The following is a 25,029-nucleotide window of genomic DNA, read 5'->3' on the forward strand; positions in this document are numbered from 1 at the left end:
CGATCAGAATCGGTCCGAGATGTGATGGTTCAGAGTTGCCAGTCGCCCAGACCGTCGCGGCCGTTCAGAATGCCGCCGTTCGTGTTCTGCACGATCACGGGATCACCCTTCTGCGCCGTCTCGAAGAACCACTTGGCGTCCTCCGTGCTGACGTTGAGGCAGCCGTGGCTGACGTTCTCGACGCCCTGACTGTCCACCGACCACGGCGCCGCGTGCACGAAGATGCCGCTGTTGGACATCCTGGTCGCGTACTCGACGTAGGTGCGGTAACCCTCGGGCGCATCCACCGGGACTCCGTACGTGGACGAGTCCATGTACATGTCGCGGAAGCGCTCACCGACGATGTAGGTGCCGTTCGGCGTCTCGTGCCCGACCTTGCCCATCGAGGTGGGCATCGTCTTCACGACTGCACCGTTGCGGGTGACGGTGATCGTCTTGGTGTTGTCGTCGGCCGTGGTGATGATCGCGTCGCCGACGGTGAAGGTCGACGAGGCATCGCCTGCGTTCACGGTCACGGTCGTGTTCGACGGCCAGAACGCGTCCGGACGCCAGCGGACCTGGCTGTCGGAGAACCAGTAGAAGCGGCCGGGGACGTCACCGGCGGACGTGGTCACGTCGATGGCGCGCTCGGCGACGGCGCGATCACCGATCGCCGAGTCGAACCGGATGATGATCGGCTGCGCGACACCCACGACCTCGCCTGCCGACGGGTTCAGGGCGGGAGCCGAGAAGTTGGCGGGCGCCCGGGGCGCTTCGATCGGCGCGGTGGGCACACCCGGCGCCGGAGCGGTCACACCGGGGATGGGCGGGAGAGAGATGTCCGGGCCGCCGGGCCACAGCGGTGCAGCTCCTCCCGGCGCAGCGACGCCGAGTGCGACGGCTGCAGCCAACACAGCGCCTGCTGCGGAACGAGTGAGGAAACGAGTCGAACGTCGAGCACCCATGCTTGTGAACCATCCCTAGCGGAGTCGCTGAACCTGATCGCACCGCAATTAACACACACCAGCGGTTGACATGGCTAATCGGGTATTGTGGCCGGACGAAGCAGGACTCCTGTCAAACCACGGCGGCGGTCGAGTGGCATGTGCGTACAGACGACGCGTGCGACGTGACGAAAGGATCGATGCCGTGGTGGTCGAAAATCGGACCGGCGATGTGAATTCTCGCCGCGCAAGCCCTGTGTTGTTCTCCGACGGCCGCGACGGTGGAGCCCTGAGCGATCTGCTCGGCCCCGGCAGCCTGCACACGTCGTTCCAACGCATCATCGACCTGCAGACCGACGCCATCGTCGGCTACGAGGCGGTCGTATGCGGCCCCGAGGGTTCGTCGTTCCAGGACCCCGCGACCCTCGCCGCGACGGCGAAGTCCATGGGAATGACACCCGACCTCGATGCTGCTCGCTGGAACGGTGCACTCAGCGAAGCCGCACGCGCCGACCTCCCTCGCGGACTTCCCCTCTTCATCGCCGTCGATCCCGATTCTCTCGTCGATTTGCCCAACCTGCGCGATCACGACATGGGCGGCGCAGTACTGCAGTTCGACGAGACTGCTCTCATCCGCAGGCCCGCCCACCTCATGCGCGTCGTCGCCGAGGTCCGGCGTCTCGGCTGGGCCATCGCCGTCGATCATGTCGGCGTCCGCCCGGAATCCCTCGCATTGCTTCCCCTGCTCGAGCCGGACGTCATCAAGCTGGACCGGACTCTCCTCTCGACGCGTCCCAATCGTTTCAGTGCTCGTGTGGTCAACGCCGTGGCAGCCCAGGTGGAACGTACGGGCGCGGTCGTGATGGCCGAAGGCATCGACACCCCCCGCGCTGCGCTCACTGCGCAGGCCATGGGTGCGCGGGTCGGGGAAGGCTCGCTGTACGGATCGACCACCGACCTCACCATCGACGCACCCGTCGGCTCGCCGCTCGAGTTCCAGATCGCTCGTGATCGCGGATTCACGCCCATGTCGACGCCGTACAACCTCGCAGCAGGCGGACGCGATGTGCGGCGCGCGAGCAAGCGTCTGCTGATCGAGATCAGCAAGAACCTCGAGGCCATGGCCACGGACAGCCAGCAGACCGCACTCATGCTCGGCGCGTTCCAGCACGTGGATCACTTCACGCCGATCACCGGTCGGCGCTGGGAGTTGATGGCCATGAACGCCACTCTCGTCGGCGCCCTCGCCGAGAACATCGGCACGGAACCCGCACCCAAGATCCGCGGGGCGAACCTGGCCGCGTCGGATGCGCTGCGGGAGGAATGGGACGTGGTGGTGCTGACGCCACACTTCTCGGCCGTCCTGGCAGCACGGGACCTCGGCGACACCGGACCGGACATGGAGCGTCGCTACGACTACGTCCTGTCACATGACACGACGTTGACCGTCGAGTGCGCCCGTTCCCTCATCGCTCGCCTGCCCCCGGAGCGTTCAGGAAACTGACGCCCGTCATTCGCCGGGTGCGGTGAGGTAGTCGTTGCCGTGGGAGTCGCGGATGTGGACGATGCCGTCCCGGAGCATGCGGTAGTGCCACTGCCGGCGGGTCTTCAGTCCATGGTGCCGGCGACACAGCGGTTCGAGGTTGCCGGTGACGGTCCAGCCGCCCCTCCGGGGGTCGGTGTGATCGAACGGGACTACGTGGTCGAGGTCGCAGTCCTCACTCGGCACCGCGCACCCCGGATGGACGCACGTCGGATACAGCGCTGTCACCAGCGCCGCGACCGCCTCGGATGGGCGGTAGGTCAGTGCCCCGTCCGGAGGCACGACGAAACCGCCGTGGCCGTCGGGATTCTCGACGGCACGGTCCAACGCGGACGGTGGGAGCGTGCGGAGGTACTCGACCTGCTCCCTGACTTTTCTGGCTCTCGCGCTGCGGACGTCCCCGGAAGTAGGCGTCCAGCCCGGTGGCATACGGCGGGTGCGGCGAACTTCCCGCCCGTCGACCGGAACCGGTGGATCGGGTTCCGGGTCGGGTGGGTGGTGTTCGGATTCCGCGCCGCGGGCTGCGGTGATGAGTGCTTGCCACGTCGCATCCTCGGCGATCGTGCGGGCCACATCCGCCGGGACCGGTCCCCAGCCGACGAGGTGACCGGGTTCCCCCGCCAACCCCGCTGCGGTGGCAGCATCGAGAACGATCACCGCATGGTTGGCCGGTTCATTCGACACGGCCCCGGTCAGGAGTGCGTGCGCGGCGTCGAACAGTCGCGCCGACAGTGACGTCGGATCGGTCACCCCACGCGCGGCGGCAACGATGTTCCGCCACAATTTCGGCGATCTGCTCCGCCGGGCCACGAATCTTCAGCTCCGCTTGACGCGCGGCAGTTTCCGCACGGTCGCGGCACGCTTTAGCGCCGCACGCTCCCGGACGACCCTGTGCCACTCCGCGTCGAAGTCGGCGAGGATCCGGTCGATCGCCGACGCGACCGCACCCGGGGTGCACCTTGATGCGGCAGCAATCACCCGCTGCAGCAACGCTTCGGTTGCATTCGGAACCCCGGCAAGGGATCGGCACACCGTGCGGAACGCCGCATACGCCAACCGGCCCGCAGCGAACGCTTCCCGCACCGCCGGCCGGGCCGTACGAATCAAGAACAGCCACTCGGTGACCGTGCCCGTGGACACCGACAATGCTGACGCGACCTCCGCCACCGCACACGCTTCGGCGGCATCGGCGTCGAACACCCCACCCGGACCGAGCACCGCGGGACGACGCGATTCCTCGTGAACGTAGGAGCACGACGCGGCCACGGTGCGGGCGAACGAAGCCTGGGCGTCGACCTTCGCCGACACCAGCACATCGACGGAAACTGTTGCGTCGTACACGAATTCACCCCCCGGTGATGCCCGATCAAGCCGCCCCCCGACGACCTGACCACACAGTAACCCACACCACCGACAGAAACTCGAACGCACGTTCGAACCGACGGCGCCCAGCTTCTCGCGGACGTTCCACGTTCCCGCTGATGCTGCAACTCCTCCGGGAACCTGGAGTGTCAGCGGGAGCGCCTACCGGCAGGCTCCGACCCGGAACTGTCAGGCGTCAGCGTGGGATCGCCGCACCGTCCACAACGTGCCTGACCTCTATACCTCGTCCGGAACGATCACGTTGTGGACGAAGCGCATCTTCTCCAGGACCTTGGCGGGCAGGACGAAGGGGTACAGATCCTGATGCCCCATCGACCGGTTCAACTGGTTCAGCGACCAGGTGAGCGGCAGCCACCAGTCGATGATGCGCGCGAATCCGACGTCGCCGGCCAGCGGTGCGTCGAAGGTCGATCCCGCGGGAGCGAATGCGTAGGCCGCGGCCGTGTCGAGCGTGTCGCGGATGTGCAGGTAGTGCGCGAACGTCTCCGCCCAGTCCTCCGCGGGGTGCATCGTGGCGTAGGAGGAGACGTAGTTCTTCTTCCAGCCCTCCGGCGCACCCTCGCTGTAGTGACGGTCGAGCGCGGCTTTGTAGTCGTCGTCCGGGTTGCCGAACAGCTCCTCGAAGCGGGCGCGGTGCTCGCCGTCACCGATCAGCACCATCTGATAGAAGTGGCCGATCTCGTGGCGGAAGTGTCCGACGAGGGTGCGGTACGGCTCGTCCATCGACACACGGAGCTGCTCGCGATGGACGTCGTCGCTCTCGGCGAGGTCGAGCGTGATGAGCCCGTTCGCATGACCGGTGATGACGTTCCGGTTCGCGCTGGAGAGCAGATCGAAGGCCAGACCGCCCTCCGGATTCTCGTCCCGGCCGATGATGGGCAGGTGCAGCTCGTCCAGCTCGAGGACCACCCGACGCTTGGCGGTCTCGGCGGAGGCGAACTCCGCGATGGCCTCGATGTCGGTGTCCGCCGGGCGCGTGCGCGTCAACGAGCACGACAGACACAGTGTCGCGCCGTCGCTGGAGTCGACGAGCCAGTTGCACTGCGCTCGCTTGATGTTGGCGCAGCGCCGCCAGACGTCACCGTCGACGGTGACGGACAGGTCCTCGTCCAGGACCATCATGCTGCGACTGGGGAGGTGGAATCCGAGTCGGCTGTCGCAACTGAGGCAGATCGAATTCTCGAACGACAGCTGTTGGCCGCACTTACGGCAGAAGAAAACACGCATGACTAGTCAGAACACCCTTCTCGGACAAACCCTTCGAACCGAAGCCTACGCAGCCCGGGTGACACCTCTCACCAGTGTTTGAACGGCGGGGCCGATGGGCAATCAGTCCGACATGACTGACACGACGCAGAAGGCGGCCTCGTACACCGTTCCCGGCATGAGCACCTCGGACGGCGCAAACGTCGCCGCGGTTCTCCAGGATCGATTGAATGCGCTCAACGACCTGCACCTGACGCTCAAGCACGTTCATTGGAACGTCGTCGGACCCAACTTCATCTCGGTCCACGAGATGCTGGACCCCCAGGTCGAGGCCGTTCGCGGCTTCGCCGATGACGTCGCGGAGCGCATCGCGACGCTCGGCTCGTCCGCTCTGGGAACGCCCGGAACGATCGTTTCCCAGCGCAAGTGGGACGACTACAGCATCGGTCGCGCACTGGCCATCGAGCACCTCGGCGCTCTGGACCTGGTCTACACCGGCGTGATCTCGGACTACCGCGCCGCGATCGAAGAGGTCGGCAAGGTCGATCCCGTCACCGAGGATCTGCTCATAGGGCACAGCGGCCAGCTCGAGCTGTTCCACTGGTTCGTGCGCGCGCACCTCGAGAACTCCGGCGGACAGCTCTCCACCGCGGATGCAACTTCGGAGAAGCAAGCAGCACGCGACGCGGGCTAGTCACCCGTCACATCTCACAGCGCCGCACCCGGTCACGGGTGCGGCGCTGTTGTAGTTTCATCGACGTGTCAGATTCGATCACCGCGCGCCCGACGCGTATGCAGAGCCTGATCGACAAGATCGCCGAAGCGCGGCGCGGCGACAGCAGCGAGACCATCGCTGCAGCATTCCTCCTCGTCGCAACCGTGGCGGCTCTGATCTGGGCGAACTCGCCGTGGGGTGAGACGTACCAGAGTTTCTGGCACACCCCTCTGTCCATCACACTCGGCGACCACGGCATCGAACTAGACCTGCAGCACTGGGTCAACGACGGTCTGATGGCGCTGTTCTTCTTCGTCGTCGGCCTGGAGGTCAAGCGAGAGTTCGCGATGGGTGAGCTGCGCGACCGTTCTCGCGCCGCGGTCCCCATCGTCGCCGCGATAGCCGGTCTCGCACTCCCTGCCCTGCTGTTCCTGGCGCTCAATCCGTCCGGTCCGGAGGCGGCCGCCTGGGGCGTCGTCATCTCGACGGACACCGCGTTCGTCGTCGGTCTGCTCGCCGTCGTCGGCCCGGCCCGCGCCGTCCGGCTCCGCATCTTCCTGTTGACCCTCGCGGTCGCCGACGACGTGGGCGCCCTGGCCATCATCGCCGTCTTCTACACCGACGAGTTGAAGATCGGCCCGCTGATCGTCTCCCTCGTGGGCCTGGCGTTGATCGCGTCCCTGCGACGACTGAGGGTGTGGCGTGGTGCCGGTTACCTCGTCGTCTCGGTGGTCACGTGGGTCGCCATGTACGAGTCGGGGGTCCACCCCACGCTGGCAGGCGTCATGATCGCGTTGATCCTGCCCGTCTATCCGCCGCGACGCAGCGAGGTCGAGCACGCGGCAGCCCTCACGCGCGCGTTCCGCCAATCACCCAATCCCGAGTACGCCCGCGCGGCGCGTCTGGGCCTCGAGCGGGCCGTCTCGGTGAACGAGCGCCTGATGCGGTTGTATCAGCCGTACACGGCGTTCATCATCGTGCCGATCTTCGCGTTGGCCAACGCGGGTGTCGTCCTGAGTTCGGAGACGCTGAAGGCCGCGGCCACGTCGTCGTTGACGTGGGGCATCGTCCTCGGACTCGTCGGCGGCAAGTTCGTGGGCATCACCGGCGCGAGCGCGCTGTTCGCGAAACTGCGCCCCGGATCGATGACCCCCGGCCTCACGTTCCCTCAGATCGCCGGTGGCGCAGCGCTATCCGGCGTCGGCTTCACTATCTCCCTGTTCATCGTCGATCTGGCTCTGGACGATCAGGCGCTGGCCGACCAGGCACGAGTGGGTGTGCTCAGTGCGTCCGTCATCGCCGCCCTTCTCGGGTGGCTGGTCTTCTCGCTGGGCAACCGGTTCGCGCCGCCGCCGGCCGAGCCGTCGCTCGACCTGCTGCGCCCGGTCACCGCCAAGCGCGATCACATTCGCGGACCGGTCGACGCTCCCCTGACGATCGTCGAGTACGGCGATTTCGAGTGCCCGTTCTGCAGCAAGGCCACCGGAAGTACGCGGGAGGTCCGTGCGCACTTCGGCGACGACGTGCGCTACATCTTCCGCCACTACCCCCTCGACGACTATCACCCCCACGCGCGGTACGCGTCCGAGGCATCGGAAGCTGCTGCGGCGCAGGGCAAGTTCTGGGAGATGCACGACACGCTGTTCCTGCACAGTGATGCGCTCGAGCGCGACGACATCGACGTCTACGCGGCGGAGCTCGGACTCGACCTGGACAAGTTCGAGGACGACCTGCGCACCGGCGACTTCGTCACCCGCGTCGAAGACGACGAGATCGATGCGCTGACCAGCGAACTGCCGGGCACCCCCACCTTCTACCTGGGCGTGCAGGGCAGCGCTCCCCAGCGGCACACCGGCCAGCACGACGCGGCGACCATCATCCGAACGCTCGAATCGATGCGCGCCGCGTCCGTTCGCGACTGAGCGGACCTACTGCTCGGCCTTGTTCCCGTCCTCGTCCCAGTGCGCCGCAACCTTCTTGGACGGTTGGACGCGCGGTGGTTCGCCCGGCATCTTCGGGTAGTCGGGCGGGAAGTTGAGTTCCCCTCCGGGCAACGTGTTCCACAGGTCCAACAGGGGTTCCAGCGAGAAGGCCTCGTCGTCCATGCCGGCCCAGGGATCGCCGCCGTCGCGGAGGTGGTCCGCGACGGTGACGATGTTGTAGACCGCGGGATCGTCGGTGTCCGCCAACTGGTCCCACGTCAGGGGCGTCGACACGGGTGCACCCGGTCGCGCCCGCAGACTCCACGCACCGGCGATCGTGCGGTCACGATTGTTCTGGTTGTAGTCGATGAACAGACGTTCCCCACGCTGCTCCTTCCACCATGCGGTGGTCACCGAGTCGTCTCGGCGCTCGAGTTCCCGCCCCAGCCCGATGGCCGCGTGCCGCACGTCCTCGAAGCCCCACTCCGGTCGGATACGCACGTACACATGGACGCCGCGGTTACCACTGGTCTTGACGAAACTGCGGATCCCCAACTCCTGCAACACATCGCGCGTCAGGAGCGCGACACGACGCGCATCGGTGAACGTGGTGCCCGGCTGCGGGTCGATGTCGATGCGGAGCTCGTCCGGGTGGTCCACGTCGGGTCGGCGCACCGGCCACGGATGGAACGTGAGGGTTCCCATCTGCGCCGCCCAGACCAGAGCCGCCGGTTCCGACGGGCACAGTTCCTCCGCGCGCCGCTTGCTGGGGAACGTGATCTCCACGGTCTCGATGTAGTCGGGAGCCCCACGCGGAAGGCGCTTCTGGTAGAAACCGTCGCCGCCCTTGTCCTGCGGTCCGGTGGCCAGACGCATACCGTCCCGATAGCCGTCGGGCCACCGTTCCATCGCCGTCGGTCGATCCCCCAGCGCCCGCACGATCGGCTCGCCGACGGACGCGAAGTATTCGCACACCTGGAGTTTGGTGATGTCGGGCGTCCGCGCCGTCGCCTCGTAGATGATCCGGTCGGGGCTGGACACGCGAACCTCGCGCTCACCCACCTGCACCATCGCTGCTGCACTCTTGGCCATGGTTCAGGCACCGTCCAGGATGTCGGCGACGTCGTACTCGGCGGGCACGTCGAGTTGGTCGTACGTGCAGCTCAGCGGATCGCGGTCCGGGCGCCACCGGACGAACCTCGCGGCGTGACGGAGCCTCGACTTCTCCATCTGGTCGTACGCCACCTCGAGCACCCGCTCGGGGCGTACCGGGATCCACGTGCGATCCATTCCCGACCGCCAGCGGGTCTGCTCACCGTCGGCAACCACGTCGTCGCCGACGCGGAGCGGTTCGAGTTCCGCCAGGTACGACAGCCGCTTCGCGTCCGTGAATGCCGAGGCGCCGCCGATCATCTGGAGCTGGTCCCCGTTGTACAGGCCGAGCAGCATCGACCCGATACCGTTGCCGCTCTTGTGGATCCGATACCCGATCAGCACACAGTCGGCGGTACGCGCGTGCTTGACCTTGATCATCTCGCGCTTGTTGGGCACGTAGACACCGTCCAACCTCTTGGCGACGACGCCGTCCAACCCGGCACCTTCGAAACGGTCGAACCAGTCGGTGGCCAGTGCGGCATCGTCCGTCACGCGGGTGACGTGGCAGCGCGGCGCCGTGCGGGATCCGTCGAGAATCGTCTCGAGCCGCGCACGTCGCTCGGCGAAGGGCAAGGCCGTGAGGTCGTCGTCGCCGAGTGCGAGGAGGTCGAATCCGATGAACTGGGCCGGCGTCTTCTCCGCCAGCATCCGCACCCGGCTGTCGGCCGGGTGGATGCGCTCGGACAGTGAATCCCAGTCGAGGCGCCATGACCCGTCGGTCTCGAGTGCGACCACCAGTTCACCGTCGACGACGCACCTCTCGGGCAGCTCCTCCTTGACGGCCTCGACCATCTCGGGGAAGTAGCGCGCCAGATCCTTGCCTCCGCGCGACCCGAGGACCACCTCGTCGCCGTCGCGGAAGACGATGGTGCGGAAACCGTCCCATTTCGGCTCGTAGGACCACGTCGGATCACCCGACTCGGGCTGGTCGGGGACGACCTTCGCGGCCTTGGCGAGCATGGGCTGCAACGGGGGCGAGACTGGGAGATCCACATCGTCATCCTTACACGCGTGGATACGCCCGCAACGGGCATAAAGTGTCGTCCATGACCATTTCTCGGCGACCGTCCGCGGCCGCCATCCTGGCTGTCCTGGCAACGGTCGTGTTGGTGGCAGGGTGCTCGTCGACCGTGACCGGGACCGCCGTCGCCCAGCAGGACACCGTTCCCGCGACGGAACTCCCGAACGACACGTTGTTACCTCCGACGACGACGCCGTCGGGAACCGGTGGAGACGTCTCGATCGACGCGCAGGCAGGCGATTGCGTCCGCCTGGGCGGAACGGTCGACGACGCCACCATCGAGGAGGCCCCGTGCGGGTCGCCCGAGTCGAACTACCGCGTGGTCTCCGCGGAGACCTCGGTCGACTTCTGCCCGTCCGACGTCGATCAGACCTATTACGAGACCCTGAACGGTGTCGAGCAGGGCGCACTGTGCCTCGACATCGACTTCGTCGTGGGTGGCTGCATGGATCTCGGCACGCCCGATCCCGAACGCAGCGACTGCGACGCGTCGATGATCGAGGGTGTGCGCGTCGTCGAGATTCTGCAGGGAACGTCCGACGAGAACGACTGCTCCTCGGACCAGAGCTACGTCTACGACGAGCGTGACTTCGTCGTCTGCTTCGACCCCGCGTGACGACGCCGTCCGCGTCGACGGTCCCACTGGCGTCGGCACGGGGTCGGTGGATCGTCCTGGCCACCGTGCTGGGATCGACGCTGTCTCTGCTCGACGGGACCGTCGTCACCATCGCGCTCCCCGACATCGGAACCGATCTGGGCGCGGACGTCAGCGGCCTGCAGTGGACGGTCACCGGATACACGCTGACTCTGGCGGCCTTCGTGCTGCTGGGAGGGTCGCTGGGTGACCGCTTCGGCCGCCGACGGATCTTCGTGCTGGGAACCGTCTGGTTCGCGGCCGCGTCGGTGGCGTGCGGGCTCGCGCCGAACGTCGAGTTCCTCGTGCTGGCCCGCGTGGTGCAGGGCGTCGGCGCGGCGCTGGTGACTCCCGGGTCGCTCGCCATCCTGTCCGCGTCGATCGATTCGAAGGATCGCGGTGCCGCCATCGGCTTGTGGTCCGGCTTAGGAGGAATCGGGTCGGCTGTCGGCCCTCTGCTGGGCGGCTGGTTGGTCGAGTTCGTGGGGTGGCGATCGATCTTCTGGATCAACGTCCCCCTCGCCGTGGCCGTCGTCGCCGTGACGCTCCGTCACGTTCCCGAGACCCGTGATCCCGACGCGAGCGGCCGACTCGACCTTCCGGGGGCCGTCGTGATCGCCGGTGGCCTGGCCGCCCTCACCTATGGGGCGATCTACGGTCGGTGGCTACCGGTGGTCCTGGGGCTCGTCGCGGTCGCCGTCTTCGTCATCATCGAACGTCGGACGCAGCACCCGCTGGTACCACCGTCGCTGTTCTCGTCGTCGGTGTTCGTCGCGGCGAACGTCGTCACGTTCGCGGCCTACGCGGCGCTCGGCGGCGTGTTCTTCCTTCTACTGCTCCAACTGCAGGTCGCTCTGGGCTACACCGCGCTGGCGGCGGGCGTCGCGACTCTGCCCATCACGGCGGCCCTTCTGCTGCTGTCCGCCCGAGCCGGTGCGCTGGCGGGCCGGATCGGACCGAGGTTGCCGATGACGATCGGGCCCACCGTCGCTGCCGTGGGACTGGTTCTGATGATCCGCATCGTTCCGGGATCGTCCTACGTCGGGTCCGTGCTGCCCGCCGTGATCGTGTTCGGCGTCGGCCTCTCGCTGCTGGTCGCCCCGCTGACGTCCGCGGTGATCGGCGCCGCTCCCGCGTCGCACGCGGGCACGGCGTCCGCGGTGAACAACGCGGTGGCGCGGACGTCCCAGCTGCTCGCGGTAGCAGCCATCCCGGGCATCGTCGGGATCTCGGGCGAGCTCGACCCGAACCAGTTCTCGTCGGGTTTCCGCAGCGCGATGCTGCTGTGCGCGGGCATGCTCGCTCTCGCGGGCGTCATCGCCGCCGTCACGATACGGTCGCCGAGAAGGTCCTAGGCGATGTCGGCGAGGCAGGCGATCCGCGGATCGACGCGCATCTTCGCCAGCGCGCTACGGATGCGCGACTTCATCGTCGACACCGGCACACCCATCCGGTCGGCCGCTTCCGCGTAGGTCAGTCCCTCGAAGAACGCCATGAACAGGCATTCCCTCTGACGACCCGACAGTTCCGACATCGCGTCGATGACGGGTCGGCGGTCCAGGAAGCGGTCCGAGGTGTCCGTCGATCCGGTCGCCGCGTCGAGCATGGCGTACTTCGATTCACGATCGGTGCGCGACTGCTCGGAGCGGACACGGTCGATCGCGCGGCGATGAGCCATCGTGACCAGCCACGCCGCCGGCGATCCCTGGGCCGGGGAGAAGGTCGGGGCCTTCTGCCAGACCTCGAGGTAGACGTCCTGGACGCACTCCTCGGAGAACCCACGGTCGCGGAGCACACGGAGCACTGCGCCGTAGACCCGCGACGAGGTCGCGTCGTAGAAACGGGCGAATGCCTCACGGTCTCCGCGCCCGACGGCCTGAAGCAGAGCGGACAGCTCCGCTGTCGATCGCGACGTCGGACGGGCCGATGATGCCTCCGCGGAATCTTCCGTAATAGGTTGAGCGACAGTTGTATTCACGGTTCTCACCTCGATCCGTCGAACGCCGGTGGTGCTTTCGACAGGCACGACGATGCCAGGGCGACCAGTCGGTAGCGCATCGCGAGTGTCGCGATCAGGTCACTGGTTGATAACGGCAAGGTAACGGTGCTCGGGGGTGTTGCGGACCACCCGATCAGGGGCGTCACCGGTGCGGTCTAGGGTTTTTGCCATGAGCAGCACCCCTTCAGATGCCACTGCCCCCACCAGCACCGATGCCGCGGACGTCAAGCCCCGTAGCCGCGACGTCACCGACGGTCTGGAGAAGACTGCCGCGCGCGGGATGCTGCGCGCAGTAGGCATGGGAGATGCGGACTGGGGCAAATCCCAGATCGGTGTCGCCTCGTCCTGGAACGAGATCACGCCGTGCAACCTCTCCCTCGACCGCCTGGCCAAGGCCGTCAAGGAAGGCGTGCACAGCGGGGGCGGCTTCCCGCTCGAGTTCGGCACCATCTCCGTCTCCGACGGCATCTCCATGGGCCACGAGGGCATGCACTTCTCCCTCGTCTCACGCGAGGTCATCGCCGACTCCGTGGAAACCGTGATCAGCGCGGAACGCCTCGACGGTTCCGTGCTGCTCGCCGGTTGCGACAAGTCCCTCCCCGGCATGCTGATGGCGGCCGCGCGCCTCGACCTGGCCAGCGTCTTCCTCTACGCGGGATCCACGCTGCCCGGCTTCGCGACGCTGTCCGACGGCAGCGAGCACCAGGTCACCATCATCGACGCGTTCGAAGCGGTGGGGGCGTGTTCGCGCGGCCTCATGTCGCGTGAGGACGTCGACACGATCGAGCGCGCCATCTGTCCCGGCGAAGGCGCCTGCGGCGGCATGTACACCGCCAACACGATGGCCAGCGCGGCCGAGGCCATGGGTATGTCGCTTCCCGGTAGTGCGGCCCCGCCCGCCCCCGACAAGCGTCGTGACGGATTCGCGCGTGCCAGCGGCGAGGCCGTCGTGGAGTTGCTGCGCCGCGGCATCACCGCGCGCGACATCATGACCAAGGAAGCGTTCGAGAACGCCATCGCCGTCGTCATGGCGTTCGGTGGGTCCACCAACGCCGTCCTGCACCTGTTGGCCATCGCCTACGAGGCCGACGTCGAACTGACGCTCGACGACTTCGTGCGCGTGGGCTCGAAGGTCCCGCACCTCGCGGACGTCAAGCCCTTCGGTCGCCACGTCATGACGGACGTCGACCGCATCGGCGGCGTTCCCGTCGTCATGAAGGCGCTTCTCGACGCCGGCCTGCTGCACGGTGACTGCCTCACCGTCACCGGCAAGACCGTCGCGGAGAACCTCGCCGACATCGCTCCCCCGGATCCCGACGGCCTGGTGCTGCGCGCGATGAGCGAGCCGATCCACCCCACCGGCGGCATCACCATCCTCAAGGGTTCGCTGGCTCCCGGCGGCGCCGTCGTCAAGTCCGCAGGCTTCGACTCGGACGTCTTCGAGGGCACCGCACGCATCTTCGAGCGCGAGCGCGCCGCCATGGACGCACTCGAGGACGGCACCATCACCGCGGGCGACGTCGTCGTCATCCGCTACGAGGGCCCGAAGGGTGGACCGGGCATGCGCGAGATGCTCGCCATCACCGGCGCCATCAAGGGCGCAGGCCTGGGCAAGGACGTCCTCCTGATGACGGACGGCCGGTTCTCGGGCGGCACCACCGGCCTCTGCGTCGGACACATCGCGCCCGAAGCCGTCGACGGTGGACCCATCGCGCTGGTGAAGGACGGCGACAAGATCCGTCTGGACGTCGGCAAGGGCACGCTGGACTTGCTGGTCGACGAGGCGGAACTCGAATCGCGTCGCGCCGACTGGGCCCCGCTGCCTCCGCGCTACACCCGCGGTGTGCTGGCCAAGTACTCCAAGCTGGTCGGCTCGGCCTCGCAGGGCGCTGTCTGCAGCTGAGACCGCACCGTTACCAACGTGTGATGACTCCGTGATCTCAGCGGACGTTGGGTGATACCGGGCGGGGGCACTCTTCAAGGACAAGACGCGGCAGCACTCGTTGCCGTCGACCGTATTCGGGAGAGGGCAACCCACACCATGTCAGTAGTGAAGAAGACAATCGCCGGAGCGTTCGGAATCGCGCTGGGTGTGGCTGCATTACTGCCCGCAACCGCGTCGGCAGCACCGGTCACCGCATGCCAGGCGCCGTTCGGTGCGGACGCTGTTCCCGCCGACGGCCTCTGCGAGGCCACCAGCGATGCGAGCAGCGCCGCTGCCGCCTACGGGAACGCGTCGGCCGACGCCAGCCGTAACGCACTGGCTCTCGCGCTCGGCCTCAACGGCGGCACTGCCAGCAGCAGCGCGGTCGGCTTCGCCGCACCCGCCGCCATCGCGTTCGGACCGGGCAGCGTCGCCGACGCCCTCGGCCTGAACCCGGGTCTGTCCATCGCGATCGCCGGACCGGGCTCGACCGTCACGGTCGACTCCCTCGGCGGCGTCACCTGCGACGGCCCCGGCTTCGCCGGCGACCTGACCACGTTGAAGGCATGCCTGCGCGTCAACTGATCCACACGAAGAAGGCCGTGACTCCTGCGAGGGAGTCACGGCCTTTCTCGTGTGCAGCGGGCAGTTACGGCGTGGGAACGAATCCGGTGCCGACGCCGCCGCCGCGGTTGATGTCGTCGAAGACGGTCTGGATGTTGGTGCCGACCTCGGGTCCGATGCACGGCACGCCGAGGTACGCGTTCACCATGCCCACCAGCGTGGTTCCGGCGACGACGGGGCCGCCCGAGTCACCCTGCTGCACGCAGATCTGCGTGTAGGTGCGGTCGTTCTGGAAGAGCTCACCGTAGGTGATGCCGCACGTGTTGCCCGTCGTGCGGCCTTCCTTGCACATGATGCCGGGGAACAGCGCCGGAGCGCCGACGCCGGTGATGGTCACGTTGCCGACGCGGTTGGTCGGTGCGACCCGTCCGCGGTCGAACTCGATGACGGCGTAGTCCAGGCCGGGTACCGAGGAGACGATGCGCCCGACTGCCCCCGCGTCGGGAAGGTATTCCGCACCGATCAGATCTCCGGGAACACCGCAGTGACCTGCGGTGAGTCCGACCAGCCGACCGGCCGCATCGTTACCGATGGTGGTCAAGGTGCAGTCGAACTTTCCCTTGCCGGCGCTGTCCGCGACCAGTAGGCCCGATCCTCCGCCGAGTACTGCGACGGGTGCGGCGGCCGCTGTTCCGGCACCGAGTCCACCGGCGAGCGCCAGTGCGGTGGTAGCGACGAGCACGAGTTTCTTGAGCATGTATTCCCCTCCGAGGTCACGCACACCGTAGCAATACGTGACGCGGGGTTCGTACGACTTCTACTCGTTCTTCAATCTGTCCAGCGCTCGGCGGGCCTCGTCGAGCTCCCGACTCAGCGCCTCGACGCGTTCGAGCGCGGCTGCGCGAGCGGCCTCGATCTTCTCCTCCACGGCTGTAGACGCCGCCTCGTCGCCGAGTTCGCGGACCGCCCGCAGGACCCGGTCGGCGGACACGTCGGCGGGCTTGGCCACCTTCTTCGCACCGTGGGACACCGTCACGGTCCACTGATCGTCGGGGCCTGAGGTGACGGTGACCGACACCGGAGCCGGCTGCGCCTTCGTGCGCCGCGCCGGGCGAGCCGGGGGCTTGACGGACGTCTCGGGAGCGAGCGTGGGCGCTGGGGCTGCTGCTGGGGCTGGGACGGTCACCGGCAGCTCCGCCTTCGGCGCCGGCCTGCGAGCGGGAACCTTCGCCGCCTTGCGGGGAGGTTCCGGCGCATCCTTGCTGATCCGCAATTCGTCCGCCTCGTAGGGCAACTGGTCGTCGACGCCCTTGGGGCTGACCGTGACCGTGGTGCCGTCGACGGACAGCACGCGAGCGGAGGCGCCCGCCTCCAACCCGAGGGACGGTGTCGCCTCGCGTAAATAGACGGTGACGCGACGACCGGCAGCGAGACCGGCCTCGATGGTCGCGAGATCCTCGGACGTCAAGGCGTCACCGGGGACGCGGGCGGCGCGGCGCCGGGCGGGAGCGCTCAATTCGGGTGCCTCTTCTCGCAAATATCGGGTGCTCGGCTGAGCCAGGGCAAAGTTTCGCACGAGCCACCGACACACTTCCCGCTCCGTTCGGTTGCGACGCGCTCGAGTCGGGTAGCCGGTCGGCATGACTACTGATGGAACCGCACGCGTCGCCGACCTCATGTCCGACGCGAAACTCTGCATGTTCACCACCAAGGGCACCGACGGACACCTGAAGTCGCGGCCGATGGCGTTGCAGGAGACCGAGTTCGACGGCGATCTCTGGTTCTTCGCGGCGAACGACTCGCGCAAGGTCGCCGACATCGGCGTCGACCCCTCGGTCAACGTCTCGTTCCAGTCGGGCACCTCGTGGGTGTCCCTGTCGGGACGCGCGAGTGTCGTACGTGACGACGCCAAGAAGAAGGACCTCTGGAGCCAGGGCGTCGCGGCCTGGTTCGAGAACGGACCCGAGTCGGACGAGGTCGTCCTGCTCCGCGTCGAGGCCGAGGGTGCCGAGTTCTGGTCCGCGCCGGGCTCGAAGGTCTCCACGCTGATCGCGTACGCCAAGTCGCGGATCACCGGAGACAAGCCGGACGTGGGTGACAACGAAACCGTCGACATGTCGTGACGAGTTCTCCACCGCGGGAGCGGCCCCGGGCGTAGCGTTGCGGCCAACCGCACAGCGGGCGCCGACTTCTCGTGTCGGTCGCTCGTGGTCCATCACATGCACGGGCCCACCGCCGGTGGCTCCTCCCGGGGGAAGGCGAGCAGTCATGTCTCAACTCGATTCGACGGGGTTTCCGACGACGGACGATCCACCGCCGTCCGATGGTCACGGCCAGGTCTTCCTGATCGATGCCGTCTCCGACGTCGACGTCCACGCCGCGAACGACTGGATCGATCGGCACCACGACGACGGTCGACCCGAATCCGTGGTCATGACCGGTAAAGCCCTCGACGAGCTCACCGACCGTAGCGGCGGTTACGACCCGTTGGTGACGCCGCTGAGAGTCAGTTGGACCAAGAAGCCGCGCCGAGGCCTGCGGGTGTGGGCCGGTGCTCAGCGCGGCGAGCCGCGAGTCATCGTCGGCGAGCCGGCACTGCTGACCGATCTGACGGAGCGTTTCCGCGCCTCGGGCGGCCGATCGCTCAGTTCCTACATCTCCCGCCAGGCCAGTCTGACGTTGGACAAGGCCGAGCGCGAGGTCATCGGCAGCGAGTACAAGGTCCCGCGGTTCGTCGTCGAGGAGATGACGGAGCGTTCGCAGTTCCGCGCCGACCTGGCGGAACTGGCGGCGTCGGTTGACAAGCCGGTGTCGGCGGTCAATTCCCGCGTGCACGAGATTCTCGACGAGATGGTCGCGACGGAGAACAAGCGCGCCGTCGAATTGTGGGGACAGCTCGGCGCGTTCTTCTCGCGCGCCTACCGCGTCGAGGTGGACACCGACCGGGTCGCCGAACTGCGGGAACTGGACAAGTCCTTCCCGCTGGTCTTCCTGCCGAACCACAGGTCGTACCTCGATCCGCTGGTGCTGCGGCCCGCCCTTCTCGAGCAGGGGTTCCCCCTCAACCACGTCATGGGCGGCATCAACGTCGGCTTCTGGCCGATCGGCCCCCTGGCGAAGCGCAGTGGCGTGGTGCTGATCCAGCGCAAGTTCTCCGACGCCGTCTACAAGTGGACTCTGCGTCAGTACATGAGCTTCCTGCTGAGCAAGAAGTTCAACCTCGAGTGGTACATCGAGGGTGGCCGATCCCGCACCGGCAAGCTTCGTCCCCCACGGTTCGGCCTGCTGAGTTACCTGTTCGACGCCCTGGAGAACAGCACCGCCGCCGACGCCTACCTGGTGCCCACGTCGATCACGTACGACCGGCTGCACGAGGTCGGCGAGATGGCGAAGGAGTCGCACGGCGCGCAGAAGCAGGCCGAGGGCATCAAGATGGCCATCGGATACGTGCGCGCCCAGGGACAGATCCGCGGCACCGTGTACCTGCGCTTCGGCAAGCCCATGTCGGCGCGCGGATTCCTCGACGAGTACGACGACAAGCGCGTCGCCGTCCAGCGCGCCGCGCTGGCGGTGTCGCACGCCATCAACGAATCCACGCCCGTCAGTCCCGCGGCGCTCGTCGCGATGGCCATGCTGGGTATCGAGGACCGTGCGCTGAATCAGCGTGAGATGTGGTCGATCGTCGAGCCGCTCGCGCAGTACGTCCACCAGCGCGGGCTGCCGACGGCCGGCGGTATCGACCTGACCGACATCGAGGTCATGACGGCCGCGGTGCGTGCGCAGGTGGCCGCCGGTGTGGTGACGCGGTTCGACGACGGTCCGGAGCCGCTGTTCCTCCTCGCCCAGGACAAGCATCTGGTCGCATCCTTCTTCCGCAACAACGCGATCCACTTCTTCGTCATGCGGGCCATCGGTGAGCTGGTGGTCCTGCGGACCGAGGACTGCCCCACCGGGTCCGTCGCTGCGGACGACCTGTGGAAGTCCGCGCTCGAACTGCGGGACCTGCTCAAGTTCGAGTTCTTCTTCGGAGAGAAGAAGGAATTCGGCGAGCGCCTCGAGGACGAGGTGACGATGATCGATCCGGAGTGGCGCACCGGGCTCGATCACCAGGGATACGCTCTGAAGTCGTTGCAAGCACAGCCTTTCCACCTCGCGCACCGTGTTCTGCAACCCATCTTCGAGGCGTACCAGGTGGTCGCCGACCAGTTGATGACGCTCGCCCCGAGCGTCGAACTGGACAAACCGGCGTTCCTGAAGGAGTGCATGGGCGTGGCGCAGTCACGCCGACTGCGTCAGCAGCTCGAGCACAGCGAGGCCATCTCCAACGAATTGTTCGACACCGCACTGCAACTCGCCGAAAATCGCGGCCTGCTCGATCCCTCCGGTGACGCAGTCGCCGAGCGCCGTGCCGCGTTCGCCGCCGAAATTGCCGCGTGGGGACACGTAGCCCGACGCATCCGGACGATGGTGCACGTCTCTCTCGACTCGGTCGACACCCACGGAGGAACCCGGTGACCACCACGCATCCCGCGCGGACGTTCGACGACCTGATCGCCGACGTCGCGGCGGCGCCCGAGGGCCCGGACGTCGTGGCGTTCTTCGACTTCGACGGAACCGTGATCGACGGCTACTCCGCGACAGCGGTGTTCAAGGAGCGGCTGCGCCGATTCGACGTCGATCTGTTCGAGCTGTGGGAGATCAGCAGCGCGGTGGTGGAGATGCGCGTGCGCGGCACCACCGTCGACAATCTGATGGACAAGGCCGTGCGCGCCCTCGCAGGCAAGACTCACGACGAACTTCTCGACCAGGCCTACCGCCTGTTCCGGTCCGAGATCGCATCGCAGATCTTCCCGCAGGTCCGGACGCTGATCGCCGCCCACCGCCGGGCCGGTCATCGCGTGGTGATGTCGACGTCGGCAACTCCGTACCAGGCGCAGCCCGTGGTCGACGATCTGACGTTCGACGACTTGATCTGCACCCACCCTGAGATCGCCGAGGACGGCGTGCTCACCGGACTTCTCGACGGCAAATCCTTGTGGGGTCCGCGCAAGGCGGAGGCCATCGAGGACTGGGCGACCGAGGCGGGCGTCGACACGGACATCTGCTTCGGCTACTCGAACGGTGTCGAGGACGTCCCGATGCTCGAGACGGTTGGACGACCCGTTGCGCTGAACCCGGACCCGGAGCTCGATCGGATCGCGCAGAATCGCGGATGGTCGCGTGTGCAGCTCCGCAAACCCACGCGGGGAGCCGACCTGACCTCGACGGTTCGCAGCGTCGCCGCCTTGGGCTCGGTCCTGGCCAGTGCCGGACTGGGCGCGACGATGGGCATCCTGAGCGGGAGCCGCCGCGTCGGAGCGAACGTCACCAACGCCGTCGCGCCCGAGGTCGCACTGGCTCTGACGGGGGTCACGGTCGAGGTGATCGACGAGGAGAACGCGTGGTCGCACCGACCCGCCGTTTTCATGTTCAACCACCAGTCGTCGATGGACATGATCGTCGTCGCACGGGTCCTCCGACGCGACATCACGGCCGTCGCGAAGAAGGAACTCAGCCGCGACCCGCGGTTCGCCCCTCTCGGCGCCCTGTTCGACGTCGCGTACGTCGACCGGTCCAACAATGCCGCGGCCCGCGAGGCCATGAAGCCCGCGATCGACAAGCTGCACAGCGGCGTCTCCGTGGCCGTCGCCCCGGAAGGCACGCGCATGCCCACCGCCCGACTCGGACGGTTCAAGAAGGGCGGGTTCCACCTCGCTCTGGAGGCCGGAGTTCCTGTCGTGCCGCTCATCCTGCAGGGGGCGGGTGACGTCATGTGGAAGTCGTCGTTCACCGCGCACCCCGGAACGGTCACCGTCACCGTCGGGGCCCCGATCCCGACCACGGACTGGTCGCTGGACACTCTCGACGACCACATCGCCGAGGTCCGCGGCGTCTTCGAACGAACGCTGGACGACGTTCGACGATGACGGATCACGACAACGACGACGTCCCCCGCACGTTCCGCCAGGCGGATGTCGAGCAGACGCTCCTCGGCGAGGAGGCGAAGTACTCGCGAGATCAGGTGGCCGAACGGGCCGGCGTCGATCTGGAACGCGCACAACAGCTCTGGGTCGCCATGGGGTTCCCGACGGATCCCGATCCGGATGTCGTCATGTACACCGACGCCGATGTCGACGCGCTGAAGCTGATCACCACCATGGTCGACACGAACGTGGTCGAGAAGTCCATGGAAGTCGCTGTCGCCCGCACTCTCGGGCAGTCGATGTCGCGCCTCGCAGAGTGGCAGGTGGGCGTCGTCAATTCCTACATCGCCACCCGTATCGCCGATGCCGAGGCGGCGTCCGAATCCGATCGCGACGCCATCCGCGCCGAGGCCAGAGTCATCGCCGCGGAGACCGTGCCGTCGATCGAGCAGCTGCAGAACTACGTCTGGCGGCGCCATCTCGCCGCGGCGTCCGGACGCGCGCTCGCGGTGGACGCGTCGGGCGACACGCGCAACGTCGTGGCGGTCGGCTTCGCGGACATGGTCGGCTACACCTCCCTCACCCGACGTCTCGACGTGGACGCGCTCACCTCCCTGCTCGAGGAGTTCGAATCCGTCGCCACCGGCATCATCGCCCGTGGTCACGGCTCCGTGGTCAAGAACGTCGGCGACGAGGTGATGTTCCAGGCGGCGACGGCCGCGGATGCCGCCCGGATCGCACTCCACCTGCACGAGGCGTTCGACGACCGCGACGACGTGCCCGCGTTGCGCGTGGGTATCGCGGTGGGCCCGGCGCTGGCCCGTTTCGGTGATCTGTACGGGTCGGTGGTCAACATCGCGGCACGCCTGACCAGCAATGCGCACCCCGGCACGGTCCTCGTGGACAGCGAGACGGCCGACGCCTTGGCAGGGCAGGACGAGTTCTATCTGAAATCGCTCAGGCCGCTGCGGGTGCGCGGGTTCAGCAAGCTGCGGACCTATGCGCTGCGCTGGAACAAGCAGAGGGAAGCATCGCCGCCGTCCTGACGTTGTAAAGCTCGTGACCGACTCACTCCTCGCCCCCACTCGCCTGTGGACGCCCCGTCGGGTCCAGATCACCAAGTCGGCGGCCGATCTTCCGCACACGGCCGAAATCGTGCGGCGGTGCGAGGCAGCAGGCGTCACCGAGATCGACGTCCTGACGGCCGACCGACTCACCGGCCTGCGAGGCGAGTCCGAGCGCGAGACCTACGCGCGTGCGAAGTCGACGCTCGCCGTCGTCGTGGCGCCGCCCAGCGCGCTGAAGCCGCAGCCCATCCCGCCGAGTGCGGACTGGCGCATCGATCTGGCCAAGGGATGTCCCGCGCACTGCCAGTACTGCTACCTGGCCGGGTCTCTGTCCGGCCCGCCCGTCACCCGCGTGTACGCCAACCTCGACGACGTCCTGGCGCCCATCGCCTCACACGTCGGCCGCGGCACCATCACCAGCGGCACCGCCGAGCGAGGGCACGAGGGCACGACCTTCGAGATGTCCTGTTACACAGATCCTCTGGGGATCGAGCACGTCACCGGCTCGCTCGCCGCGGCCATCTCCCGCGTCGGCAGCGGAGAATTCGGTGCAGGCGCCTCACTGCGCTTCACCACCAAGTTCGACGACATCACCGAGCTGGTCGGCCTCGATCACGGTGGACGCACCCGCGTGCGCCTGTCGGTCAATGCTCGCGACATCGGCAACCGTTTCGAGGGCGGCACCGCCAGGATGCCGGCACGCATCGCCGCTCTGCGTGCGCTGGCCCTGGCCGGGTACCCGGTCGGTGTAACCATCGCGCCGATCATGCCCGTCCCCGGCTGGCAGGAGCAGTACGGCGACCTCCTCGCCGACATCGCGGCCGCAGTGGCGGACGTTCCCGATGTCGACCTGACGGCCGAGATCATCACCCACCGGTTCACGCCGTCCAGCAAGGACGTGTTGCTGAGTTGGTACCCGGCCACGAAGCTCGAGATGGACGAGGACGCGAGGTCGGCGAAGCGCTCGAAGTTCGGCGGCGTCAAGTACGTCTACCCGAAAGCGACGATGGCGGAGATGAAGTCGTGGTTCACCGCCGAACTCGAGCGCGTCCTACCCGCGGCGCAGCTGCTGTACTGGACCTGACGTGCCCGAGGGTGACACCGTCTTCGCACTCGCGGCACGGTTGCGCGCGGCACTCGACGGCAAGGTCCTTCGCGAGGGGCGGCTGAACGTCCCCGCACACGCCACCGAGGATCTCGCCGGTCGCACCGTCCTCCGCCACCGCACGCACGGGAAGCACCTGCTGACGGACATCGACGGCGATCTCACCCTGCACACCCATCTGAAGATGACCGGGTCGTGGACGATCACCCGACCCGGCCGTCACCTTCCCCGTCGACTCGATCCCGACGTCCGTGTCCGGCTCGCCGTCAGGGACGGCCCGACGGCGTACGGCCTGCTGCTTCCGGTCGTGGACTTCTCCACCACGGCCGACGCCGACGCCGGGCTCGCCTACCTCGGGCCCGACCCGCTGCACGACGACTTCGACGCCGCACTCGCGGCGGCCAACGTCCGACGCGATCCGCGTCCGGTCGTCGCGGTGCTGCTCGATCAGCGCGTGATGGCGGGACCCGGCAACCTGTGGGCGAACGAACTGTGCTTTCTCCGCGGTCTCGGCCCGTGGGTCCCGGCGACCGAGGTCGACGCCGACAAATTGGTGGCCTTGACCCGGAAAGCGATGCGGCACTCCGTCTCCACTCCGCGGGCCATGCAGGTGACCACCGGGGACACGCGGCCCGGTCGACAGCACTGGGTCGCCGGTCGCGCCGGCAAACCCTGCCTCCGATGCGGCACGACGATCCGCGTCGTCGCCGAGGTGCCCGGGGATCCGGAACGACGCCGTACGTGGTGGTGCCCGCACTGCCAGCCCGGGCCGGAGCGAGAATGACTCGGTGATCTCTCTGCATGACAGCACCGTCCGCGGTTTCGCGTCCGACAACTACGCGGGCGTGCACCCGGAAGTCCTCGACGCTCTCGCCGCCGCGAACGGCGGTCACCAGGTCGCGTACGGCGGAGACGACTACAGCAGGCGTCTGGACGAGGTCTTTGTCGAGCATTTCGGGCCGGACATCGCCGTCTTCCCGGTCTTCAACGGCACCGGCGCCAACGTCGTCGGACTGCAGTCGATGCTCCCCCGCTGGGGCGCCGTCGTCTGCGCGTCCACCGCCCACATCAACGGCGACGAGGGCGGGGCACCCGAGCGAGTCGGCGGCATCAAGCTGCTGACGGTCGACTCACCCGACGGGAAGCTGACCCCGGAGCTGATCGACCGCGAGGCGTACGGCTGGGGCGACGAGCACCGCGCGCAGCCGCTGGTCGTGTCGATCACGCAGTCCACCGAATTGGGCACCGTCTACACGCCGGACGAGATCAGGGCCGTCGCGGACCACGCTCACGGCTACGGCATGCGACTGCACGTCGACGGAGCCCGCATCGCGAACGCGGCCGCGGCGCTCGACCTCCCGCTGCGCGCCATCACAACCGATGTGGGGGTCGACGTCCTGTCGTTCGGCGGCACCAAGAACGGCCTCATCTTCGGCGAGGCGATCGTCGTGCTCGACCCGTCGGCATCCGAGGGGATCACGTATCTGCGCAAGCTCGACATGCAGCTGGCGTCGAAGATGCGGTTCGGTGCCGCTCAGCTCCTCGCCCTGCTCGAACCTGGTGAGGACCGCGGGTTGTGGTTCCGCTCGGCGTCGCACGCCAACTCGATGGCCTCCCGTCTGCGCTCGTCCCTCGAGGCACTCGTCGACGCGGGCGACGCACCGGGCCTCGGGTTCAGCCGACCGACACAGGCGAATGCCGTCTTCGCCACCCTGCCGGCCGGTGTGGCAGACCGCCTCCGCGAGCGCTTCCGGTTCTACGACTGGGACGCCTCCCGCGGCGAGGTCCGCTGGATGTGTTCCTTCGACACCACCGAGGCCGACGTAGAGAAGTTCGTCGAGGCGATCCGCACGGAGCTGGCGCGTGCCGATTCCCCGATATGGCAAGGTTGACCGCGCCTCCACC

23 protein-coding genes are annotated in these 25,029 nt (G+C 67.6%); 14 read left to right on the top strand and 9 right to left on the bottom strand.

Translation table 11 applies throughout. From position 1 onward, the window contains the following. Positions 1 to 29 precede the first annotated feature (29 nt). Positions 30 to 944, bottom strand: coding sequence for a L,D-transpeptidase (locus tag RU01_RS19505; RefSeq protein WP_042576225.1), 915 nt, complete (start codon positions 942 to 944; stop codon positions 30 to 32). Between the two features lie 184 nt (positions 945 to 1,128). Between RU01_RS19505 and RU01_RS19510 the strand changes: the two genes are divergently transcribed. Continuing rightward, positions 1,129 to 2,427, top strand: coding sequence for an EAL domain-containing protein (locus RU01_RS19510; RefSeq protein ID WP_231568781.1), 1,299 nt, complete (start codon positions 1,129 to 1,131; stop codon positions 2,425 to 2,427). Positions 2,428 to 2,433: 6 nt separating this feature from the next. Here the strand turns inward: RU01_RS19510 and RU01_RS19515 are convergent, their stop codons facing one another. The 3 genes from RU01_RS19515 to RU01_RS19525 form a co-directional block, all read right to left on the bottom strand. After that, positions 2,434 to 3,276 carry an HNH endonuclease signature motif containing protein gene (locus RU01_RS19515; protein WP_197074829.1) on the bottom strand — a complete coding sequence of 281 codons (843 nt, stop codon included), beginning with the start codon at positions 3,274 to 3,276 and terminating at the stop codon, positions 2,434 to 2,436. Between the two features lie 6 nt (positions 3,277 to 3,282). Continuing rightward, a complete protein-coding gene (locus RU01_RS19520; protein ID WP_156149008.1) occupies positions 3,283 to 3,807 on the bottom strand; it encodes a hypothetical protein in 525 nt (174 codons plus the stop codon). Between the two features lie 258 nt (positions 3,808 to 4,065). Next, positions 4,066 to 5,076 (bottom strand): zinc-binding metallopeptidase family protein, encoded by a 1,011-nt coding sequence (locus RU01_RS19525; RefSeq protein WP_042576228.1) that lies wholly within the window; start codon positions 5,074 to 5,076, stop codon positions 4,066 to 4,068. Positions 5,077 to 5,188: 112 nt separating this feature from the next. On the opposite strand from RU01_RS19525, the gene RU01_RS19530 reads away from it, so the two are divergent. Continuing rightward, positions 5,189 to 5,749 carry a Dps family protein gene (locus RU01_RS19530; RefSeq protein ID WP_042576367.1) on the top strand — a complete coding sequence of 187 codons (561 nt, stop codon included), beginning with the start codon at positions 5,189 to 5,191 and terminating at the stop codon, positions 5,747 to 5,749. A 98-nt stretch (positions 5,750 to 5,847) separates the two neighbouring features. After that, on the top strand, positions 5,848 to 7,692 hold the full coding sequence (nhaA, locus tag RU01_RS19535; protein ID WP_042576229.1) for a Na+/H+ antiporter NhaA: 1,845 nt from the start codon (positions 5,848 to 5,850) through the stop codon (positions 7,690 to 7,692). A 6-nt stretch (positions 7,693 to 7,698) separates the two neighbouring features. Here the strand turns inward: nhaA and RU01_RS19540 are convergent, their stop codons facing one another. Then, entirely contained in the window at positions 7,699 to 8,784 is a 1,086-nt protein-coding gene (locus RU01_RS19540; RefSeq protein ID WP_042576230.1) for a DNA polymerase domain-containing protein, read from the bottom strand. A 3-nt stretch (positions 8,785 to 8,787) separates the two neighbouring features. Further along, complete coding sequence (locus RU01_RS19545) at positions 8,788 to 9,840, bottom strand: ATP-dependent DNA ligase (RefSeq protein ID WP_042576231.1); 1,053 nt, start codon at positions 9,838 to 9,840, stop codon at positions 8,788 to 8,790. 53 nt (positions 9,841 to 9,893) lie between these two features. Between RU01_RS19545 and lppU the strand changes: the two genes are divergently transcribed. After that, a complete protein-coding gene (lppU, locus tag RU01_RS19550; protein ID WP_042576232.1) occupies positions 9,894 to 10,484 on the top strand; it encodes an LppU family putative lipoprotein in 591 nt (196 codons plus the stop codon). Beyond that, positions 10,481 to 11,857 (top strand): MFS transporter, encoded by a 1,377-nt coding sequence (locus RU01_RS19555; RefSeq protein ID WP_042576233.1) that lies wholly within the window; start codon positions 10,481 to 10,483, stop codon positions 11,855 to 11,857. Before lppU ends, RU01_RS19555 begins: the two co-directional genes overlap by 4 nt. Here RU01_RS19555 and RU01_RS19560 read toward each other — a convergent pair. Then, a complete protein-coding gene (locus RU01_RS19560) occupies positions 11,854 to 12,480 on the bottom strand; it encodes a sigma-70 family RNA polymerase sigma factor (protein ID WP_231568782.1) in 627 nt (208 codons plus the stop codon). The genes RU01_RS19555 and RU01_RS19560 overlap by 4 nt on opposite strands. A 190-nt stretch (positions 12,481 to 12,670) precedes the next feature. On the opposite strand from RU01_RS19560, the gene ilvD reads away from it, so the two are divergent. After that, on the top strand, positions 12,671 to 14,404 hold the full coding sequence (ilvD, locus tag RU01_RS19565; RefSeq protein WP_042576234.1) for a dihydroxy-acid dehydratase: 1,734 nt from the start codon (positions 12,671 to 12,673) through the stop codon (positions 14,402 to 14,404). Between the two features lie 138 nt (positions 14,405 to 14,542). Then, on the top strand, positions 14,543 to 15,010 hold the full coding sequence (locus RU01_RS19570; RefSeq protein WP_042576235.1) for a DUF6764 family protein: 468 nt from the start codon (positions 14,543 to 14,545) through the stop codon (positions 15,008 to 15,010). A 64-nt stretch (positions 15,011 to 15,074) separates the two neighbouring features. Here the strand turns inward: RU01_RS19570 and RU01_RS19575 are convergent, their stop codons facing one another. Together RU01_RS19575 and RU01_RS19580 are read right to left on the bottom strand one after the other, a co-directional pair. Beyond that, positions 15,075 to 15,746, bottom strand: a complete 672-nt coding sequence (locus RU01_RS19575) for a S1 family peptidase (protein WP_042576369.1) — start codon at positions 15,744 to 15,746, stop codon at positions 15,075 to 15,077. Between the two features lie 60 nt (positions 15,747 to 15,806). After that, complete coding sequence (locus tag RU01_RS19580; RefSeq protein WP_042576236.1) at positions 15,807 to 16,505, bottom strand: DUF6319 family protein; 699 nt, start codon at positions 16,503 to 16,505, stop codon at positions 15,807 to 15,809. A 124-nt stretch (positions 16,506 to 16,629) separates the two neighbouring features. On the opposite strand from RU01_RS19580, the gene RU01_RS19585 reads away from it, so the two are divergent. The 7 genes from RU01_RS19585 (at position 16,630) to RU01_RS19615 (ending at position 25,016) form a co-directional block, all read left to right on the top strand. Then, the gene (locus RU01_RS19585; protein ID WP_042576237.1) at positions 16,630 to 17,112 is read left to right on the top strand and encodes a pyridoxamine 5'-phosphate oxidase family protein; all 483 of its coding nucleotides are present in this window, start codon (positions 16,630 to 16,632) and stop codon (positions 17,110 to 17,112) included. A 145-nt stretch (positions 17,113 to 17,257) separates the two neighbouring features. Continuing rightward, positions 17,258 to 19,504, top strand: a complete 2,247-nt coding sequence (locus tag RU01_RS19590; protein ID WP_042576238.1) for a glycerol-3-phosphate 1-O-acyltransferase — start codon at positions 17,258 to 17,260, stop codon at positions 19,502 to 19,504. Beyond that, a complete protein-coding gene (locus RU01_RS19595; protein ID WP_042576239.1) occupies positions 19,501 to 20,955 on the top strand; it encodes an HAD-IB family hydrolase in 1,455 nt (484 codons plus the stop codon). The genes RU01_RS19590 and RU01_RS19595 overlap by 4 nt, the downstream gene beginning before the upstream one ends. After that, the gene (locus tag RU01_RS19600; protein ID WP_042576240.1) at positions 20,952 to 21,998 is read left to right on the top strand and encodes an adenylate/guanylate cyclase domain-containing protein; all 1,047 of its coding nucleotides are present in this window, start codon (positions 20,952 to 20,954) and stop codon (positions 21,996 to 21,998) included. The genes RU01_RS19595 and RU01_RS19600 overlap by 4 nt, the downstream gene beginning before the upstream one ends. A gap of 13 nt (positions 21,999 to 22,011) precedes the next feature. Further along, positions 22,012 to 23,103 carry a spore photoproduct lyase family protein gene (locus RU01_RS19605; protein WP_042576241.1) on the top strand — a complete coding sequence of 364 codons (1,092 nt, stop codon included), beginning with the start codon at positions 22,012 to 22,014 and terminating at the stop codon, positions 23,101 to 23,103. 1 nt (position 23,104) lies between these two features. After that, positions 23,105 to 23,908 carry a DNA-formamidopyrimidine glycosylase family protein gene (locus RU01_RS19610; RefSeq protein ID WP_042576242.1) on the top strand — a complete coding sequence of 268 codons (804 nt, stop codon included), beginning with the start codon at positions 23,105 to 23,107 and terminating at the stop codon, positions 23,906 to 23,908. A 4-nt stretch (positions 23,909 to 23,912) separates the two neighbouring features. Beyond that, a complete protein-coding gene (locus tag RU01_RS19615; protein WP_042576243.1) occupies positions 23,913 to 25,016 on the top strand; it encodes a threonine aldolase family protein in 1,104 nt (367 codons plus the stop codon). Positions 25,017 to 25,029 lie beyond the last annotated feature (13 nt).

The sequence above is a fragment of the Rhodococcus sp. MEB064 genome, assembly GCF_000834565.1.
Taxonomy (GTDB): Bacteria; Actinomycetota; Actinomycetes; order Mycobacteriales; family Mycobacteriaceae; genus Rhodococcoides.